Source organism: Bacillus sp. A015 (genome assembly GCF_053851875.1).
Map to the genome: position 1 here is coordinate 141130 of NZ_JBSPZB010000007.1, position 17157 is coordinate 158286.

The window sequence follows — 17157 nt, forward strand, 5'->3', positions numbered from 1 at the left end:
TAAAAATAAAATTAAGTATAGCATGATATTTGTTAAATCTCCCATATGGTGCACGGAGGGGAAATCATGATATGATAGAAAAATAATGAATGAATAGTCATTCAAAGTGTACAAAGGGGGAGAACAAATGACGAAACAAACAGTGATTGTCACAGGAGGATCAAGCGGAATGGGGAAGGCGATGGCTACCCATTTGGCACTCGGAGGCTGGAATGTTGTGATTACTGGAAGAACAGAAGAAACGCTGGAAAAGACTGCAAGTGAAATCAAGCAGGAAGGCGGATCGGTTGCTTACTTCCAAATGGATGTGCGAAACCCAGAGGATGCCGATCAGATGGTGAAGTTTGCGGTGGATACATTTGGCGATGTTGATGCGCTCATAAACAACGCAGCAGGGAACTTTTTGGTCCCGGCAGAAAAACTGTCTCCTAACGGCTGGAAAGCGGTCATTGATATTGTGTTAAATGGCACATTTTTTTGCAGTCATGCAGTGGGTAATTACTGGATTCGTCAAAAGAAAAGGGGAAGTATGATCAACATGGTGGCAACATACGCATGGGGTGCTGGTGTAGGTGTGGCGCATTCAGCAGCAGCAAAGGCAGGAGTTCTGTCTCTTACTCGAACGCTTGCAGTAGAATGGGGAAAGCAATATCGAATTCGCGCCAATGCCATCGCACCAGGACCAATCGAGAGAACAGGCGGGGCTGATAAACTGTGGGAATCTGAAGAGGCAGCGCAAAAAACTTTAGATAGTGTCCCTCTTGGCAGACTGGGCACACCGGAGGAAATTGCAGAGCTTGCGGCCTTTTTACTATCTGAACATGCGTCTTATATTAATGGCGATTGTATCACGATGGATGGGGGGCAATGGCTCAACCAATCACCGTTTTGAATGACCGTGTAAGACCTGCTTTTGATGTGGTATAATCACACAAAGAGAGAAGCAGGTGATGAAAATGGTCGATCCATTAGATATTTTAACGAATATTGAAGATGTTTTCCCGCACTATCAAGCGATCTTCAGCGCGGAAGAGCAAAAAGTGATAGGCTATGAAATTCTAGGAAGAATGAAGCTTGAGTCTGAAACGGTTAGCCTAGGCTCCTTCTTTACGGATTCATCTATTCCTGACGAATATAAACTGGAAGTAGATCAAAAAGTACTTAGTCAAGCACTTGATCTCTTCACAACAGCTGATGAAGATTTGCTCATTTTTATTAATCATGATGCCAATGTTCTCATGCTTGATCATGGCGAAAGCTTTTTAGAGCTTTTAAAGGAATATGAAGCAAGAGGCATTCAGCTTCACCGGTTTGTCATTGAATTTACTGAACATACGTTTAGCGGCGACATTGAACAGCTTTACCATACGTTAACGTATTATCGTACATATGGGATCAAAATCGCCGTATCTAATATAGGAAAAGAAAGCAGTAACCTTGATCGGATTGCCCTGCTTTCACCCGATCTATTAAAAATAGATTTACAAGCATTAAGAGCATCGGCTCCTTCCCCTTCCTATGAGTATGTCTTGTACAGCATTTCATTGCTTGCGAGAAAAATAGGGGCGGCCTTAATTTATGAGGACATTGAAGCAAATTTTCAGCTGCAGTATGCATGGAGAAACGGCGGGAGATATTTTCAAGGATTCTATCTGCATGAGCCTACGGCGGAATTAATCGACCGCAACAAACGAAAAGAGCAGCTTAGAGAAGAATTTCAGCAATTTATTGCTCATGAGAAAAAGAAGCTTCAAGCTGTTTACGAACATTCTGAAATATTTTATAAGCGAATTCACCAAGCTGTCACGACCTTAAAAAAATTATGCAGCACAAATGATGAACTCATACAAAAACTGGCACTCGAACTAACAGATTGCAGCTTTCGGATTTATATGTGTAATGAGGAAGGCTTTCAAATCACTGGAAATGTGTTTAAAAAAGAAAAAGAATGGCTGTTTCAGCCGGAGTATATAGAGAAAAACTGGAGCTGGCGCCCTTATTTCCTGGCGAATATTCTCCAAATGAGAATAAGCGGGAAAGGGTTTTTCAGCGATATTTACAGTGATTTAGAAACCGGGGAGCGGATACGAACGTTTTCTTATCCGTTAGAGGAAGAGGTTTATTTGTTTATAGATCTTCCGTATGCCTATCTATATGAGCAAGATGGATTGATTTAAAAGCAGCTTGAGCGGCTGTTTTTTTTTTGATAAAAAAAGAAATAAAAAATGGTTGACAATGAAACTGATAATCATTATCATTTAGTTATAGAGAGAAGCTACTCTCTGTTCCCCAACCCCTCTATCAGATCAAGATCCAAAAAACTTGGCGCTACCCCCGCCAAGTTTTTTTTGTGCTTCAATCTTTTCCTTTATGCATAGGACATTCCAAATCCTCCATACATCTTAAATGATGATAGTTAGACGGTAGGAGGGAAAAGTCATGATCAAACGTGACAAGCGGCTGCTGATTGATTTGCCAAGACCAGATCACCCAGATGCAAATGGGGCCGCTGCTGTGCAAGAATTACTCGGCGGGAAATTTGGTGAAATGTCCACATTAAATAATTACATGTTTCAATCCTTTAACTTTAGAGGGAAACGAAAACTCAAACCGTTTTATGACCTCGTATCAAGTATTACAGCTGAAGAATTCGGTCATGTAGAGCTTGTGACAACGGCTGTGAATCTCATGATTACGGGGACCACTCATGGCGGAGATCCAAATACGACACCGATGAAAGCGGCTGTCGATAAACGAAATACACAGCATTTTATTCAAACGGCACAAACAGGCTATCCGTTTGATTCAATGGCAAAACCTTGGACAGGAGAGAATGTGTTCTCAAGTGGTAACCTGATTCTTGATCTTCTTCATAATTTCTTCCTTGAATGCGGGGCTCGTACGCATAAAATGCGTGTATATGAAATGACGGATCATCCTACGGCAAGAGAGATGATTGGATATTTACTTGTAAGAGGCGGTGTGCATGTTGTGGCATATGCAAAAGCGCTTGAGGTAGCCACAGGAGTAGATGTAGGGAAGATGCTGCCGATTCCAAACCTCGACAACAAATACTTTGACTCTGCAAGAAAATTTGAAGATCAAAACATTCATACGAAGCTGTACACATTTAGTGATACGGATTACAAGGATATCAATAAAATTTGGAAAGGCAGCCATCCGATTGATGGAAAGCCGCTGACAGTCATTGAGGGCACCCCGCAAGGTGCGCCTGTACCAGATTATAGAGAATTACCGGAAGAGTTTGCCCCGGGCATTTCAAAAGAGGTTTTTGACGAAATTGCCAAACGGCTCATGAGATCTGCCGGTTTATAAAAAACATCGTGTATGAGATGAGAGAAAAGACTCAAAATAAAAAAACAGATTCTTTTTCTTTTTTTGAATTCAAGAGGAAAAATATCATCTGAGAACACTTTATGGTATGATGCTTTGTAGGACTTGTGTATAATCAATACGGGTTCATCTGAGTTGTTTTTTTGAAAGGAGTCTTTTTTTAGAATGTCACAATTAATGGGTATCATTACAAGGCTGCAAAGTCTTCAAGAGACAGCAGAAGCTGCAAACGAGCCGGCACAGCGTTATTTCGAAGTGAACGGTGAGAAAATCTGTAGTGTTAAGTATTTCGAAAAGAATCAAACGTTTGAATTGACTGTTTTTCAACAAGGGGATAAGCCAAACACTTTCCCATTTGACAACATTGATATGATTTCGATTGAAATTTTTGAGCTTCTACAATCCTAAGCTGAATCGTATGAAATGTTTTTTCTAAGGATTCCTTCGCTTATTGCGGCAATATACACTTGTCATCATAGGTGATGTACAAATGGTAGATGATCAATCAGCGCATTTTTCGGAAAAGAGACCATTAAAAAAAGGAGTTCCTTTCTGTGAGTGATTCTTTTTTCTACAATCTTTCTGAAGATTATTTAGCATTTTCTGATGTCGTCATGAGAATGAAAGACTTTATTCGAAAAGACCCTAGATCCGTCTATGTGTTATCAATCGGTACGGATTCTCAAGTCAATCAGAATATCACAACATTTATGACTGCAATTCATCTTCACCGGATTGGCAAAGGAGCTTGGGGCTGTCTCACACAACAAGTGATCAGCAGGCCTATGCAAAGTCTTAGAGAAAAAATTTCATTAGAGACAGCGTTTACCCAAAAGGTATGTGCAGACATCCTGGAGGGTCCTTTAACAGAACTGATGGATTTGCTTCTTCCGTTTGCTGAGGAAGGGGCAGACCTCCGTTTTGAAGCCCATCTTGATATTGGCAAAAAAGGAAGTACAAAAGAGCTGATCCAGGAAATGACCGGAATGATCACAGCTATGGGAATTGAAGCAAAAATAAAACCCGACTCATATGCAGCATTTTGCTATGCCAATCGATACACAAAATAAATTCCGTCATTTTTCTCCAAACCTTGTCGAAACGTGCGGTTGACGATTCGATTCTAGTTCCTTATTCTAGCTGTATAGAGAGGAAGCAGACATTCAAAAGCCTGCTAATCAATATAAAAGCATATATGAAACAGGGGGCCTGATGTTGAATGAGCGTCATCGAAAATCGTTTTAATGAAGAAGAGAAAAAGCTATTATTAAACGTATTGCTGAATCAGGAATATGCTGTCGAATTACTAAGCAGTGAGATCAATGATATAGAATGTGGGACAAAAAATGTCGACGACAATACGTATAAGCAATTGATCACATTGTATGACAGAGTAAGGTTTGAGAATTAATATTGTTGGTTTAACATTCTATTAGATACTCGGGGGCTGAGTATCTTTTTTATGCAGAAAAAATCTTTCGACAAATTTCGTTTTAGTTTATGCTTAATATTAAAGGGGAATGTATGATTGATGATCGAGAGAAAAGGGGTCGAAGAAACATGATAGAGATAGAACCGACTCAATTGCTTGAGTCAACAGTAGCGGAGCATATGATTGATGCAGATAAAGTGGCACATGTTCAAATTGGAAATAATCTTGAGCATGCCCTATTGGTCTTGACAAAAACAGGATATACAGCCATACCAGTATTAGATGCTTCTTATCATCTACACGGGTTAATTGGAACGAATATGATCATGGATAAAATTTTTGGTTTAGAACGAATTGAATTCGAGAAACTGGACCAGCTGAAGGTAGAAGAGGTCATGTTAACAGATATTCCAAGACTCACAACAACTGATCCTGTGCTAAAAGGCGTTCACGCTGTGACGAATAATGGATTTGTTTGTGTAGAAAATGAGGAGCAAGTATTTGAAGGGATTTTTACTCGACGTGTTGTGTTAAAGCGCTTAAATGAGGTCATTCATTCCGCGAAAAAATGAGCTGCAGCCCAGCTTATTTTTTTTGCCTTCATAAGTTAAAATTTATATAATGATCATATGGAATAAGAAAAACTTATAGAGGGAGAGAGGACGCCCATGCAGCTTCAAGAGTTACATATGCTTGCTGTGCTAAGTGAAGAATTGAATATGAGAAAGGCTTCGGAGCGGCTCTTTGTCTCTCAGCCTGCATTATCTCAAAGGTTGCAAACGATCGAAAAGGAATGGGGAACTAAAATCTTTTTTCGTTCACAAAAAGGGCTGACCGTGACTTCAGCAGGTGAACAGATTATCCAGTTTGCAAAAGAGGTTACGACGGAGCAAGATCGAGTGAGAGAGAGAATTGATGAGCTTGAAGGAGAAATTCATGGCACACTCAAGCTTGCGGTTGCGTCCATTATTGGACAGCACTGGCTGCCAAAGGTGTTAAAGCGTTATGTCGAAAAATATCCAAATGCCAAAGTATCACTCGTTACCGGCTGGAGTAGTGAAATGCTCAAAAGCTTGTATGAAGACCATGTGCACATTGGCATTATTCGCGGAAACCCTGATTGGAAGGGGACAAAGGAATATTTGATGACAGATCATTTATATTTAGTTGATTCCGTGATCAAGGACGTGGATGAGTTAATTGAGACAGAACGGCCGTTTATTCAATTTAAAAGCGACAGCACCTATTATCAGGAAATCCAGCACTGGTGGCACCAAAAATTTAAAGTTTCCCCAAAGCAGACGATTCTTGTGGACCAAATTGAGACATGTAAACAAATGGCTTATCATGGCATCGGCTATGCCATTTTGCCTTCTGTCACCTTATATGACCATGAAAAAAGTGTTCATAAAACCCCGCTCGTTGATGTAAATGGAGAGCAAATTGGACGTGACACATGGCTTCTAGGCTATGAAGCATCTTTTCAGTTAAAACAGGTTCAAGCATTTGTTGGTGTAGTGAAAGAAATGCTTGAAAGTGATGCAGTGTAAGTACCTTCTGGAAGAGGAGGTGCTTTTTTAGGATAAGTGAACGTTCTTGGTTGAATTAAATTTCTGATAGATTCGCCTATTTATCATACTACGAAAAAAGCAGAAAGCTGGATCAAATGGTGAGAAATAAACAAAGAAGAAAGATTGACATACCGAAGTGGGGAAAATATTTACGAGGGAGATGGCGTGAACCATATAAAGATGGTGATATGGATTACAGCGATATGTATGTCATGGATTGGGAGGAAAATTGGACATTTGTGATGACGCACGAAACCGATTGCGGTCCATATTTTATTCAGAAACATAAAACGAGTGAATCATAAAGCTATGATATCCTGATCATTTTAGAACCGCTTTCCAATTGGAATGAGCGGTTTTTTATGTGGGTTATTTTTATCTTGAACAACGCCTTTTCATAAAAACATTTGACAATGAAAATCATTATCATTTAAAGTGTACATATAATAATTGAAAATGATTATCATTTAGATGAGGTGACCAATAGATGAAAGCACTAATTGCATTTGCGAGTATGTCTGGCAATACGGAAGATATGGCAGCGATCTTAAAGCAAACACTTGAAGGAAAAGGGATAGATACAGAGATGATGGAATTTGATGATACGAGTGCAGAGGATCTTTCTTCATACGATTATGTATTGATCGGTTCCTATACATGGGGTGATGGAGATTTACCTTATGAAGCAGAGGATTTTTATGAAGAGGTCTCTACTCTTGAACTTAGTGACATCAAAGCGGCTGTATTCGGATCTGGTGATTACAGCTATCCGAAGTTTTGCGAGGCTGTTCATACATTCCATGACATGCTGAAATCAACAGGTGCATCCGTATTTCCTGAAACATTGAAAATGGAGCTTGCGCCAGATACAGATGAGGATGTGGCGTGCTGTCAGGAATTTGCCACCAGCTTTTTAACATGGGCCTCTTTGTCTGAGAAACGAGTTGAAAATCATGTTTCATAAAGGTGCAACGGCCGTTGCTGCATCTAAAAGTGGTGGATACTTTGTCGCGGTAAAACGAGAAGGTATTTTCCACTACAGTGTTGAGAGCGGGTGGCAGCAGCTGTTTAAGCTCAAGCATAAAATTCATGCCATCAGCTATATTGGGCCTTATTTATTTGGTGTTGGTGAAAATGGAACAGTGATCAGGTCAGGAGATGAGGGCAATACGTGGGCGCTATCATCATTTCCAACAAATGCAGTTGTTTGGTCTATTACAGGGCACAAAGATGGTTTTGTGTGCGCACATGGAAAACACAGTATTTATGTGTCAACCGATTTCGGGATTTCCTGGGAAATTATGAAGCCGTTTGCTCATGTGAATCAGCCTCCAGTGATTCGTTCGTTATGTGTTGCAGGTGATCACCTTTATATTGGAACACAGATTCATGAGGTTCATGGAGGAATATGGGTGTATGACTTGCAGAGTGAACAGATTTTTCTACTAAACAGAGAAGAACACCGAATGACAGCTTCTATGCTGCTCTGTCAGGAACATCTTCTTGTCTGTGCGTTAGGCTCAAAAAAAGGCAAAAAAGGATCTGTTCAAATTTTAGACTTACATACAAATATTCTACATGATATTCAATCACAGGCCTTCGCTAGAGAAGAATCGTTTTTGGATGTGTCAGAGGATAATGGCATTGTTTATGTGACCACCTCGCAAGACGAACACGGGTTTTCTAAAGTGTATCAGCTTGATATAGAGCAAAAAGAGCTCAAATGGTTTGATACGATCAAAGGACACGGTTTTCGTGTAGCCAATCAAAACGAAAATTTTTTCTGCGCGGGTTTATATGAAAGCAAGTTTGTCAGGCCTTATGAGGAGCCTGCGCTGATTCATTGATAAGGAGGAAGAAAAAGTGACAGAAAAGGTTTTATTGGTGTATGCCACGATGTCTGGGAACACAGAAGCAATGGCAGATTTAATTGAAAAAGGATTAAAGGATGCAGGAGCTAGCGTGGACCGGCATGAAGCGATGGATATTGATGCCGAGCTTCTGAATGATTACTCGCACATTATGTTAGGTGCGTATACATGGGGAGATGGTGATCTTCCAGATGACTTTATTGATTTATATGAAGAAATGGAAGAGCTTGATTTAACCGGAAAAGCGTTTGCTGTATTCGGTTCCGGAGATACATCATATGAGCTTTTTTGCGGAGCTGTTGACTTAATCGAAGAAAAAGTGAAGGAGCTCGGCGGTGATATTGTCCTGCCATCAGTCAAAATTGAGCTGAATCCAGAAGGAGACGAAGAAGAGGAATTGATTTCTTTTGGCAAACAATTTGTTCATCTTCACCAGCAAGAAGCGGGATAATCGGGCCCGCTTGTTTTATTTGCCAATGGGAAGACAATTCTTTCACTTGTCATTAAAACTCTCCTTTGGTACAGTAATGAAGTATAAATTAAGAGGAGGACATACATACATGAAACAAATGGACGCTAATGAAATTATTTCATTTATTCAAAATAGTACAAAATCAACACCTGTTAAAGTCTATATCAAAGGTGACTTAGAAGGTATTGAATTTGGTGAACAGGCAAAAACGTTCATCACGGGCAACACAGGTGTTGTCTTCGGTGAGTGGAGTGAAATTCAAGAAGCGCTAGCATCAAACAAAGACAAAATTGAAGATGTTGTCGTGGAAAATGACCGCCGCAACTCTGCGATTCCTATGTTAGACTTGAAAAACATTAAAGCACGTATTGAACCAGGTGCAATCATTCGTGATCAAGTTGAAATCGGTGATAATGCAGTCATCATGATGGGTGCTTCTATTAATATCGGTTCTGTGATCGGTGAAGGTACGATGATTGACATGAACGTGGTGCTTGGCGGCCGTGCGACAGTAGGTAAGAACTGTCATATCGGTGCTGGATCTGTTCTTGCGGGTGTCATTGAGCCGCCATCTGCTAAACCAGTCGTCGTAGAAGATGATGTTGTCATCGGCGCGAACGCTGTTGTTTTAGAAGGCGTGACAATTGGTAAAGGAGCGGTTGTAGCAGCTGGTGCGATCGTTGTCAATGATGTTGAGCCTTACACAGTTGTAGCAGGTACACCTGCTAAGAAAATCAAAGACATTGATGAAAAAACAAAAGGTAAGACTGAAATTAAACAAGAACTGCGTCAGCTTTAATTCATACAATTCGCAGCAGAAGACATAGACGTGGATGATATATCCACGTCTTATTCGTATAGTGGAAAGGAAGCGAGTTCACTTGTTAAATCGTGAGCAATTAATATCCATTCGAAGAGATTTACACCAAATTCCCGAGCTTGGTTTCCAAGAATTTAAAACACAAGCGTATCTCATCAAGCATCTCGACACGTATTCAAAGGATCGAGTAGAGATTGAAACATGGCGGACTGGGCTTTTTGTGAAAGTGAAGGGAACAAATCCCGCGCGCGTATTTGCTTATCGTGCAGATATGGACGGTTTATCTATTCCTGAGGAAACTGGGTATCCATTTCAATCTGTGCATGAAGGGAAAATGCATGCATGTGGACATGACCTTCATATGACCATTGCCCTTGGTATCATTGATCATTTCGTTCATCAGCCAATCAAAGAAGATATCCTATTTATTTTTCAACCAGCAGAAGAAGGACCAGGCGGAGCTGAACCGATGCTTGCAAGTGATGTTTTGAAAAAGTGGACGCCAGACTTTATTACAGCGCTGCATATTGCACCTGAGTATCCAGTCGGAACGATTGCAACAAAGCCTGGGCTATTATTTGCCAACACGAGTGAACTTGTGATCGATCTTGAAGGAAAAGGCGGACATGCAGCTTACCCTCATTTAGCGAATGATATGGTTGTCGCTGCAAGTGTACTTGTAGGTCAGCTGCAATCTGTCATTTCTCGTAATGTCGATCCACTTGATAGTGCAGTGATTACAGTCGGAACGATTACGGGAGGAACTGCTCAAAATATCATTGCTCACCATGCCAAACTTGACGGAACCATTCGCACGCTCTCACCAGAGTCTATGGAAAAGGTGAGAAAGCGAATTGAAGCGCTAGCAAAAGGAATTGAAATTGGCTACGATTGCAAGGCAACAGTTCGATACCCTTCATCTTATTACGAAGTGGATAATTCAAAGGACCTGACAGAAGAATTTATGTCATATGTAGCCGAAGAAGGGCTTGCGAATGTAATTGAATGTAGAGAAGCCATGACAGGAGAAGATTTTGGCTACATGCTGAAAAAATATCCTGGCTTCATGTTTTGGTTAGGGGTAGATTCAGAATATGGTCTGCACCATGCAAAACTCATGCCTGATGAAAAGGCCATCGGAACGGCTGTAAATGTCATGACGGCTTATTTTAAAAAGCAAGCGGGTGAATGAATAATCGTGTTGCCTCCTGTACACCTTATGAACAGGAGGTGTTCTTGATTATGACAAGAATTGGTGTAGAACCATCTTTATCCGATGTAGAAGAACTTTTGAAGCAAAAAGGGTATGACGTCGTACGTATTCAAAATGAACAACAAATGGATCAGTGTGACTGCTATGTGGTGACAGGACTAGATTCAAATGTTCTTGGCATTTCAGACACAACGACAAAGGCATCCGTCATTACAGCGTCAGGTATGACGGCTGATGAAATTTGTCAAGAAGTAGAACAGCGTGTTCAATAAAACAAGCAAAAAGAACCGGTAGATTATGAACCCGGTTCTTTTTGCTTTTTCTCTATATCGAGTACTTCTTTCATTTTTTTGCGCAAGGTTCGTTCTACCCGCCACTGCTCCATTGTTTCGGTTTTCGCAATGATACGCAGCACGAGGGAAGACGAACCGAACGCCTCCACTCCGACCACTTGCGGTCCTTCAATAATCTGAGGTGTTTCTGCCCGTACCTCATCACAGGCTGCTTGTAAGGCTGTAATCATCTGATCCACATTTTCATTTGGAGATAATTCAATATCAACCAGTGCCTGCATTGTCCCTCTTGAATGGTTACTAACATTCAGTATGCTTCGATTTGGAATGAAATGAAGGGTGCCATCAAAGCTTCGAAGCTTTGTAGTTCTAAGTCCGATTTGTTCTACGATCCCATCAAAGCCTGCAACCGTGATATACTCGCCTACATCAAATTGTTTTTCTAATAGAATAAAAAATCCTGTCACAATATCACTTACTAGACCCTGTGCGCCAAAACCGATTGCAAGCCCAACAACACCTGCTCCAGCTAGCAAAGCAGTCGGATTATAATGAAATAAGTCGAGGATCATGACAACTAGAATAAAAATCAATAAGTAGGCGAAGATATTTAACGTAAGACTTTGCAGCGTCTGAGCTCTTGATAAAGAGACTTCATGCTTCTCAGAGAATGTTGAATAGGCACGCTTAATCATCTTGTTTCCTATGGCTCTGATGGTAAAATAAATCACAAAAATAGCGATTAATTTTAGCAAAATCATACTGCTATTGAGGATGATGGAAACCCAATCTACTTGTTCAAATGCTGTCATGATCTTCAAAACCTTTCTATGTATGCTCTAAAAGAGAAGCTAATCATTTGTTCCCTTATGGAAGTCATGTTAAACTTTTGTTAGTTGGAGCGAGAAATTGTGACAAATCGTTAATTAAATTTATTATTAATTAATATTGACTAAAAATCGCTTAAGTATTATAATTATAATTGTGAAGTTATTAACTAAATGAGAATTTCAACTTTTGATTCTCATTTTATATACAGCTAAGAAGTCTGTATAAAGATATTATTTTATGGAGGGATTTACATATGGCAGAGCGTTTTGTAGGAAAACAAGCTCCACGTTTTGAAATGGAAGCAGTACTTGCTAACAAGGAATTTGGTAAAGTAAGTTTAGAGGAAAACATGAAGAATGACAAATGGACAGTTCTTTTCTTCTATCCAATGGATTTCACATTTGTTTGCCCAACTGAAATTACAGCAATGAGCGATCGTTATGATGAGTTCGAAGACTTAGATGCAGAAATCATTGGTGTATCTACTGATACAATCCATACGCATCTTGCTTGGATCAACACAGATCGTAAAGACAATGGTCTAGGTGAATTAAAATACCCGCTAGCTGCTGACACAAACCACACAGTATCTAGAGAATACGGCGTTTTAATTGAAGAAGAAGGAATTGCACTTCGCGGTCTATTCATCATTAACCCAGAAGGCGAACTTCAATATCAAACAGTATTCCACAACAATATCGGTCGTGATGTAGATGAGACATTACGTGTTCTTCAAGCATTACAAACTGGTGGACTTTGCCCAGCGAACTGGAAGCCTGGTCAAAAAACACTTTAATTGATAGCTGAAGAAACAGGAGAGTCTAACTGATGTTAGACCTCAGATTGTTGACAAAGGGCTAAAATGAACTTTATTTTAGCCCTTTGTCTTCTTTTCAGCGTGATAGAAAACCTTTGAAGTCTAGAAAGGACGAGTACCGGAGCGGAGCGAATTTGACATTCGTGAGCACCGGAACGCAGGACTGACACCGAATGCGAGGGTTTGTCTACACGCTGGGGTCTAACTGATGTTAGACCTTTTTGTTTCGACACATACAATGGATGGAGGCGCTTCATAATGAAATTACGTCAACCAATGCCAGAACTAACTGGTGCAAAAGATTGGTTAAATGGAGAAGTAACAAAAGAAGATCTAATTGGTGATAAACCAACATTGATTCATTTCTGGTCAGTTAGCTGTCATCTTTGTAAAGAGGCAATGCCTCAAGTCAATCAATTCCGTGATGAATACAAGGATCAACTAAACGTTGTGGCTGTGCATATGCCGCGTTCAGAGGATGATCTCGATCTAGAAAAAATCAAAGAGGTTGCAAAAGAGCATGAAATCACTCAGCCAATCTTTGTGGACAGTGATCATCAATTAACAGAAGCCTTTGAAAACGAATATGTACCTGCGTATTATGTATTTGATAAAACAGGTGCTTTACGTCACTTCCAAGCTGGCGGAAGCGGTATGAAAATGCTTGAAAAACGTGTAAATCGAGTTCTTTCTGAGTCTGAAAAGGCTGCAGAATAGGCTTTTCCCCCATGAATGGGGGTTTTTTCATGGGCAAAAACAGGCGACAGATTGCACAGGATGGACTTTTCATGTAGGTGATATTCCTAAGAAAAGAGAAAATGAGGGAGTTTATTAAAAAATATCCCTGAAACAAAAAGGTATTACGACCTATTTACATTTTTATTTTGAAATGAAAATGTAAAGATTTTAACTTTTTACTATTCAGAACGTTTTTGCACAAAAGAAATTTCAGTTTGGTAAATAACTATATAAATCAAGTAGTATAAGCGTTTATTCAAATTTTTTACAATATTTTAAAGTTTGTCAAAAGCCTATAGTGGCAATGAAATGGGTGCCGATTTTTCCTCTTTGGCAAAATTTTAGTTGAAAATACCTACCTGATAGCAAATTGTAAAATGATAAAAAAATAGTTGATAAAATTAGTTTTCTAATCTAATATTTACTATAGAATATTTTTTATATGATGAGGGGGAAATCCATTGTTTAATGAGAGGGAAGCGTTACGTTTACGATTGGAACAACTAAATGAAGCAGAAGTGAAGGTCATTCGTGAATATCAAATTGAACGAGATGCGATTTATGCAAAATTAAGAGAATTAGACCGTCAAGGAACAGGTGGTCTAGTGGCAGATACAAAAAAAGAAGTGCGTACAGACAGAAAGACGGATTCATTGCCTGTATTAGCTGAGCTAGCTGCACAAGAAATGAGAAGCTACCAGCAGCCGGCACAATCACAATCAAACGCTACATCACCTTTAGGAACAGGTCAGCTAAACGGTGCACCTGTAGGTATTCCTGAAGGATCTACAAGACGCAGAAGAGGCACAGCTCGACCTGGTTCAAAGGCAGCTAAGCTTCGTGAAGCTGCGATCAAAACGTTAAAGCGTCATAATGCGGCAATTAAAAGCTCAGAGCTTCAAAAAGAGATTGAAAAAGAGAGCGGTCTTGAAATCCCAAATATGACCACGTTTATGCAAAGCTTAATTAAAATGTACCCTGAAGTGAAGAAGCCTTATCGCGGACAGTATATTTTAGAAGGCGATATTCAAACAGAAGACGAATAAATAAAAAAGAAACTGCTGGGCGTAAAAGCCGGCAGTTTTTTTTTTCTTACATCATGAGCTGATCACTTCTTTTGATCAACTGTATAGACAACCTTTCGTTCTTTAGGCATGTGATCACGCTGTTTCTTGAATCCGTCGATCTTCACTGTCATGACTTCTCCATTACGCTGCACCGCATCGACTTGTGCCTGGAGTGTTTGAACTTGTTCATTTAGTTTTTTCAAAATAGGTTCAATTTCTTCCGTTGTTTGCAGGATGGGGTCTCGTGAGAATGGCTGTGGATTTGTTTGAGCTGACTGGTCAATATCAGCAAAATGAGATGCGATCCATTCCTCACTTTCTGCTAACTGTTTTTGATAGCTTGTGAGCGCTTCATAAAAAATCGCTTCCTTTGTCTTTTCAATTTGCAGTAATTTTTCTTGTGTTTCATAAAAACGCTCCTGAAGATGCCTGACGCCTTCCTGTAATAAATGGAGCTCTGCGTTTTTATCATTTAGTGTTTGCTGCAGCTTTTCAATCACAGCTGATAATGTATTTCCTTTTTTCTCCTCTTTTGAAAGCAGCTTATCTTGATCCTGTAACCGTTCATTTAATTGTTGAGAGATTTCCTTATATTTTACAACTTTCAAATGCAGCCGGTGCTTTTCTTCTGTTTCTTTTCTTCTATGATAGGTTTCCTTTTGCAGCATCTCATGGAGAAGGACCATTTTATGTAATAATTCTGATTTGCTATAGGAGAGATCCTGTATTTTAGAGGCAGCATCGTCTTGATCAATGGTCATTTCATCCAATTGTTGTTTTAATTCAGTGAAATCCTTTTTCATCTCATGATATTCTTGAGTTAACTTCTTATTTTTAGAATACGTATATGTGGACTGTAAATCAGAAATCATTTGTTGATATTTGGCAGTTTCAGCTTTTAAATATAAATTCTCTTGAGACAGATCATGGAATAGGGGAGAAGCATGGTGCCGGTTCATAGGTAGACCCTCCTTATTCATGTTACCAATAAAGTATGCGAAATGAGTGTAATTAGAACAACCATATCAAAGGGGATGAGATGATGAGCGTAGTGAATGTGATATTAGCTGGAGGAGCTTCCAGACGTTTTGGAGAACCAAAGGCAAGTCATGTGTACCAAGGGAAACCACTGTATGAGCATGTTAAAAAGCAGCTATTGGATGGACAAATCATCATCATCAGTCATCCAGTGCTTTTGCCTTTTTTCAAAGCAAGAGGTGAACAAGCTGTCTGGTTAGATGATGAACAGATGCGCGGGTGCGGGCCGCTTGCCGGCATATATACCGCTATGCAAAAGCAAGATGCAGACTGGTATTTGGTGACTGCATGTGATATGCCTTTCATACGAAAAGAGACAGCCGAGGCATTATCGTCCTATTGCAACGAGCATGTAGATGTCGTTGTCCCGCTTGTGCAGGGCAGGTTACAACCTTTGTTTGCGCTTTATCACCGCCGCTGTCTTCCGTTTATTCACGCGTGTTTAAAAGAGAATCAATTAGCGATCAAAGACTTGCTTCAAAAGCTTAAGGTGCGCGTTGTTCCAGAGGACGAACTAAACGTGACATCAAACGAATTTCACAATATCAATAAAAGAAGCGATTTACCTGAAAACGGTATGATATGATACATAAAAACGGTGAGGAGAGAACAGCATTGAAGGAGCGATATTCAAGACAAATCTTGTTCCCTCCGGTAGGGGAAAAAGGCCAGCAGGCATTGGCTGAAAGTCATGTCCTGATCGTTGGAGCTGGTGCACTTGGAACTGCATCTGCTGAAGGGCTTGTCCGGTCTGGAATCGGCACTTTGACAATGATAGATCGTGATTATGTAGAGTTCTCAAATTTACAGCGTCAGCAGCTCTATACAGAACATGATGCAAAGGCACATGTGCCAAAAGCGATTGCGTCAAAAAAACGTCTCCAAGAGATCAATCATGAAGTGACCATACACGCCCTTATTGAAGATGCTGGGGCGGAGCTGTTAAGACCATTATTTCAGAGAGCGGATATCGTCATTGATGCGACAGATAATTTTGAGACAAGAATGGTGATGAATGATTTATCACTAGAAACGAAGACGCCGTGGATATATGGCGCCTGTGTGAGCAGTCAGGGGATGTATATGACCATACTGCCGGATAAAACGCCTTGTTTATCATGTGTTTTCACAGCAATGCCTGTTGGTGGTCTGACGTGTGATACAGCGGGGATTATTTCACCTGCTGTTCAAATGGTCTCTGCTTATCAGCAAACAGAAGCACTAAAATATTTAACCGGGCATGAAGATCAAATCGAGCGGAAGTTTGTCACATTTGATCTATGGCAGTCCACATCGTTTAAAATGGATGTATCTCGTACTAAGCAGCAGGACTGTCCATCTTGCGGCACGAAAAGAACCTACCCATATTTACACGATCAGCGTAAAAAAGCGACGGTCCTTTGCGGGCGGGACACAGTTCAAATCGTGTCAAAGGATTTAACGAATCTATCATTTGAGCATTTAAAAGAACGTCTGTCCTCTATTTGTGAGGTGGAAGTGAACGATTTTTTAATCCATGTACGCTATGAAACATACCGTATTGTCTGTTTCAAAGGAGGACGTGCATTAATCCATGGGACAAATGATGAAAAAGTAGCAAATTCATTACTAGCAAGACTGCTAGGCGTATAGGAGTGAGA

22 protein-coding genes are annotated in these 17157 nt (G+C 40.1%); 20 read left to right on the plus strand and 2 right to left on the minus strand.

Annotated features, from left to right (window positions below; all coding sequences use genetic code 11):
- Positions 1-127 precede the first annotated feature (127 nt).
- The 15 genes from fadH to ACSLGF_RS08800 all read left to right on the plus strand — a co-directional run bounded on the left by fadH (position 128) and on the right by ACSLGF_RS08800 (position 11005).
- Positions 128-892: a 2,4-dienoyl-CoA reductase gene (fadH, locus tag ACSLGF_RS08730; protein ID WP_456004405.1), complete on the plus strand. Its 765-nt coding sequence runs from the start codon at positions 128-130 to the stop codon at positions 890-892.
- 64 nt (positions 893-956) lie between these two features.
- Positions 957-2177, plus strand: a complete 1221-nt coding sequence (locus tag ACSLGF_RS08735) for an EAL domain-containing protein (RefSeq protein WP_456004407.1) — start codon at positions 957-959, stop codon at positions 2175-2177.
- Between the two features lie 262 nt (positions 2178-2439).
- A complete protein-coding gene (locus ACSLGF_RS08740) occupies positions 2440-3336 on the plus strand; it encodes a manganese catalase family protein (RefSeq protein WP_456004409.1) in 897 nt (298 codons plus the stop codon).
- Positions 3337-3519: 183 nt separating this feature from the next.
- On the plus strand, positions 3520-3762 hold the full coding sequence (locus ACSLGF_RS08745) for a YkuJ family protein (RefSeq protein ID WP_003212254.1): 243 nt from the start codon (positions 3520-3522) through the stop codon (positions 3760-3762).
- Positions 3763-3908: 146 nt separating this feature from the next.
- On the plus strand, positions 3909-4424 hold the full coding sequence (locus ACSLGF_RS08750) for a ribonuclease H-like YkuK family protein (RefSeq protein WP_456004412.1): 516 nt from the start codon (positions 3909-3911) through the stop codon (positions 4422-4424).
- Positions 4425-4573: 149 nt separating this feature from the next.
- Positions 4574-4765, plus strand: a complete 192-nt coding sequence (gene abbA, locus ACSLGF_RS08755; protein WP_003210802.1) for an antirepressor AbbA — start codon at positions 4574-4576, stop codon at positions 4763-4765.
- Between the two features lie 149 nt (positions 4766-4914).
- A complete protein-coding gene (gene cbpB, locus ACSLGF_RS08760) occupies positions 4915-5358 on the plus strand; it encodes a cyclic-di-AMP-binding protein CbpB (RefSeq protein ID WP_456004414.1) in 444 nt (147 codons plus the stop codon).
- A gap of 96 nt (positions 5359-5454) precedes the next feature.
- Positions 5455-6336, plus strand: coding sequence for a LysR family transcriptional regulator (locus ACSLGF_RS08765; RefSeq protein WP_456004417.1), 882 nt, complete (start codon positions 5455-5457; stop codon positions 6334-6336).
- A 116-nt stretch (positions 6337-6452) separates the two neighbouring features.
- Positions 6453-6662 (plus strand): DUF4275 family protein, encoded by a 210-nt coding sequence (locus ACSLGF_RS08770; RefSeq protein WP_456004419.1) that lies wholly within the window; start codon positions 6453-6455, stop codon positions 6660-6662.
- A 182-nt stretch (positions 6663-6844) separates the two neighbouring features.
- Positions 6845-7321 (plus strand): flavodoxin, encoded by a 477-nt coding sequence (locus tag ACSLGF_RS08775; protein ID WP_456004422.1) that lies wholly within the window; start codon positions 6845-6847, stop codon positions 7319-7321.
- The gene (locus ACSLGF_RS08780) at positions 7311-8204 is read left to right on the plus strand and encodes a WD40/YVTN/BNR-like repeat-containing protein (RefSeq protein WP_456004425.1); all 894 of its coding nucleotides are present in this window, start codon (positions 7311-7313) and stop codon (positions 8202-8204) included. The genes ACSLGF_RS08775 and ACSLGF_RS08780 overlap by 11 nt, the downstream gene beginning before the upstream one ends.
- Positions 8205-8253: 49 nt before the next feature.
- Positions 8254-8679, plus strand: coding sequence for a flavodoxin (locus ACSLGF_RS08785; protein WP_456004485.1), 426 nt, complete (start codon positions 8254-8256; stop codon positions 8677-8679).
- 109 nt (positions 8680-8788) lie between these two features.
- Complete coding sequence (gene dapD / locus ACSLGF_RS08790) at positions 8789-9499, plus strand: 2,3,4,5-tetrahydropyridine-2,6-dicarboxylate N-acetyltransferase (RefSeq protein WP_456004428.1); 711 nt, start codon at positions 8789-8791, stop codon at positions 9497-9499.
- 34 nt (positions 9500-9533) lie between these two features.
- The gene (locus ACSLGF_RS08795; RefSeq protein WP_456004431.1) at positions 9534-10712 is read left to right on the plus strand and encodes an N-acetyldiaminopimelate deacetylase; all 1179 of its coding nucleotides are present in this window, start codon (positions 9534-9536) and stop codon (positions 10710-10712) included.
- Positions 10713-10762: 50 nt separating this feature from the next.
- Positions 10763-11005, plus strand: coding sequence for a YkuS family protein (locus ACSLGF_RS08800; RefSeq protein ID WP_003211408.1), 243 nt, complete (start codon positions 10763-10765; stop codon positions 11003-11005).
- A gap of 23 nt (positions 11006-11028) precedes the next feature.
- Here ACSLGF_RS08800 and ACSLGF_RS08805 read toward each other — a convergent pair whose 3' ends face one another.
- Positions 11029-11838 carry a mechanosensitive ion channel family protein gene (locus ACSLGF_RS08805; RefSeq protein WP_456004433.1) on the minus strand — a complete coding sequence of 270 codons (810 nt, stop codon included), beginning with the start codon at positions 11836-11838 and terminating at the stop codon, positions 11029-11031.
- A 272-nt stretch (positions 11839-12110) separates the two neighbouring features.
- Here ACSLGF_RS08805 and ahpA point away from each other — a divergent pair, with 272 nt between their 5' ends.
- The 3 genes from ahpA (at position 12111) to ACSLGF_RS08820 (ending at position 14458) form a co-directional block, all read left to right on the plus strand.
- On the plus strand, positions 12111-12653 hold the full coding sequence (gene ahpA, locus ACSLGF_RS08810; RefSeq protein ID WP_003211758.1) for a biofilm-specific peroxidase AhpA: 543 nt from the start codon (positions 12111-12113) through the stop codon (positions 12651-12653).
- 279 nt (positions 12654-12932) lie between these two features.
- Positions 12933-13391 (plus strand): TlpA family protein disulfide reductase, encoded by a 459-nt coding sequence (locus tag ACSLGF_RS08815; protein ID WP_456004436.1) that lies wholly within the window; start codon positions 12933-12935, stop codon positions 13389-13391.
- A gap of 482 nt (positions 13392-13873) precedes the next feature.
- Positions 13874-14458: a Rok-like winged helix domain-containing protein gene (locus ACSLGF_RS08820; RefSeq protein ID WP_456004439.1), complete on the plus strand. Its 585-nt coding sequence runs from the start codon at positions 13874-13876 to the stop codon at positions 14456-14458.
- Positions 14459-14520: 62 nt separating this feature from the next.
- On the opposite strand, the gene ACSLGF_RS08825 is transcribed toward ACSLGF_RS08820, so the two are convergent.
- On the minus strand, positions 14521-15438 hold the full coding sequence (locus tag ACSLGF_RS08825; protein WP_456004441.1) for a sigmaE regulated sporulation protein: 918 nt from the start codon (positions 15436-15438) through the stop codon (positions 14521-14523).
- 83 nt (positions 15439-15521) lie between these two features.
- Between ACSLGF_RS08825 and ACSLGF_RS08830 the strand changes: the two genes are divergently transcribed.
- Both ACSLGF_RS08830 and ACSLGF_RS08835 read left to right on the plus strand, forming a co-directional pair.
- Positions 15522-16103: a molybdenum cofactor guanylyltransferase gene (locus ACSLGF_RS08830; RefSeq protein ID WP_456004444.1), complete on the plus strand. Its 582-nt coding sequence runs from the start codon at positions 15522-15524 to the stop codon at positions 16101-16103.
- Positions 16104-16132: 29 nt separating this feature from the next.
- Positions 16133-17149, plus strand: a complete 1017-nt coding sequence (locus ACSLGF_RS08835) for a thiazole biosynthesis adenylyltransferase ThiF (protein WP_456004447.1) — start codon at positions 16133-16135, stop codon at positions 17147-17149.
- Positions 17150-17157: the final 8 nt, after the last annotated feature.

Bases quoted from the DNA above. Each gene is read 5' to 3' on its own strand.
- fadH (WP_456004405.1), top strand. From the start codon at position 128: ATGACGAAACAAACAGTGATTGTCACAGGAGGATCAAGCGGAATGGGG.
- ACSLGF_RS08735 (WP_456004407.1), top strand. From the start codon at position 957: ATGGTCGATCCATTAGATATTTTAACGAATATTGAAGATGTTTTCCCG.
- ACSLGF_RS08740 (WP_456004409.1), top strand. From the start codon at position 2,440: ATGATCAAACGTGACAAGCGGCTGCTGATTGATTTGCCAAGACCAGAT.
- ACSLGF_RS08745 (WP_003212254.1), top strand. From the start codon at position 3,520: ATGTCACAATTAATGGGTATCATTACAAGGCTGCAAAGTCTTCAAGAG.
- abbA (WP_003210802.1), top strand. From the start codon at position 4,574: ATGAGCGTCATCGAAAATCGTTTTAATGAAGAAGAGAAAAAGCTATTA.
- cbpB (WP_456004414.1), top strand. From the start codon at position 4,915: ATGATAGAGATAGAACCGACTCAATTGCTTGAGTCAACAGTAGCGGAG.
- ACSLGF_RS08765 (WP_456004417.1), top strand. From the start codon at position 5,455: ATGCAGCTTCAAGAGTTACATATGCTTGCTGTGCTAAGTGAAGAATTG.
- ACSLGF_RS08770 (WP_456004419.1), top strand. From the start codon at position 6,453: ATGGTGAGAAATAAACAAAGAAGAAAGATTGACATACCGAAGTGGGGA.
- ACSLGF_RS08775 (WP_456004422.1), top strand. From the start codon at position 6,845: ATGAAAGCACTAATTGCATTTGCGAGTATGTCTGGCAATACGGAAGAT.
- ACSLGF_RS08780 (WP_456004425.1), top strand. From the start codon at position 7,311: ATGTTTCATAAAGGTGCAACGGCCGTTGCTGCATCTAAAAGTGGTGGA.
- ACSLGF_RS08785 (WP_456004485.1), top strand. From the start codon at position 8,254: ATGTCTGGGAACACAGAAGCAATGGCAGATTTAATTGAAAAAGGATTA.
- dapD (WP_456004428.1), top strand. From the start codon at position 8,789: ATGAAACAAATGGACGCTAATGAAATTATTTCATTTATTCAAAATAGT.
- ACSLGF_RS08795 (WP_456004431.1), top strand. From the start codon at position 9,534: ATGATATATCCACGTCTTATTCGTATAGTGGAAAGGAAGCGAGTTCAC.
- ACSLGF_RS08800 (WP_003211408.1), top strand. From the start codon at position 10,763: ATGACAAGAATTGGTGTAGAACCATCTTTATCCGATGTAGAAGAACTT.
- ACSLGF_RS08805 (WP_456004433.1), bottom strand. From the start codon at position 11,838: ATGACAGCATTTGAACAAGTAGATTGGGTTTCCATCATCCTCAATAGC.
- ahpA (WP_003211758.1), top strand. From the start codon at position 12,111: ATGGCAGAGCGTTTTGTAGGAAAACAAGCTCCACGTTTTGAAATGGAA.
- ACSLGF_RS08815 (WP_456004436.1), top strand. From the start codon at position 12,933: ATGAAATTACGTCAACCAATGCCAGAACTAACTGGTGCAAAAGATTGG.
- ACSLGF_RS08825 (WP_456004441.1), bottom strand. From the start codon at position 15,438: ATGAACCGGCACCATGCTTCTCCCCTATTCCATGATCTGTCTCAAGAG.
- ACSLGF_RS08830 (WP_456004444.1), top strand. From the start codon at position 15,522: ATGAGCGTAGTGAATGTGATATTAGCTGGAGGAGCTTCCAGACGTTTT.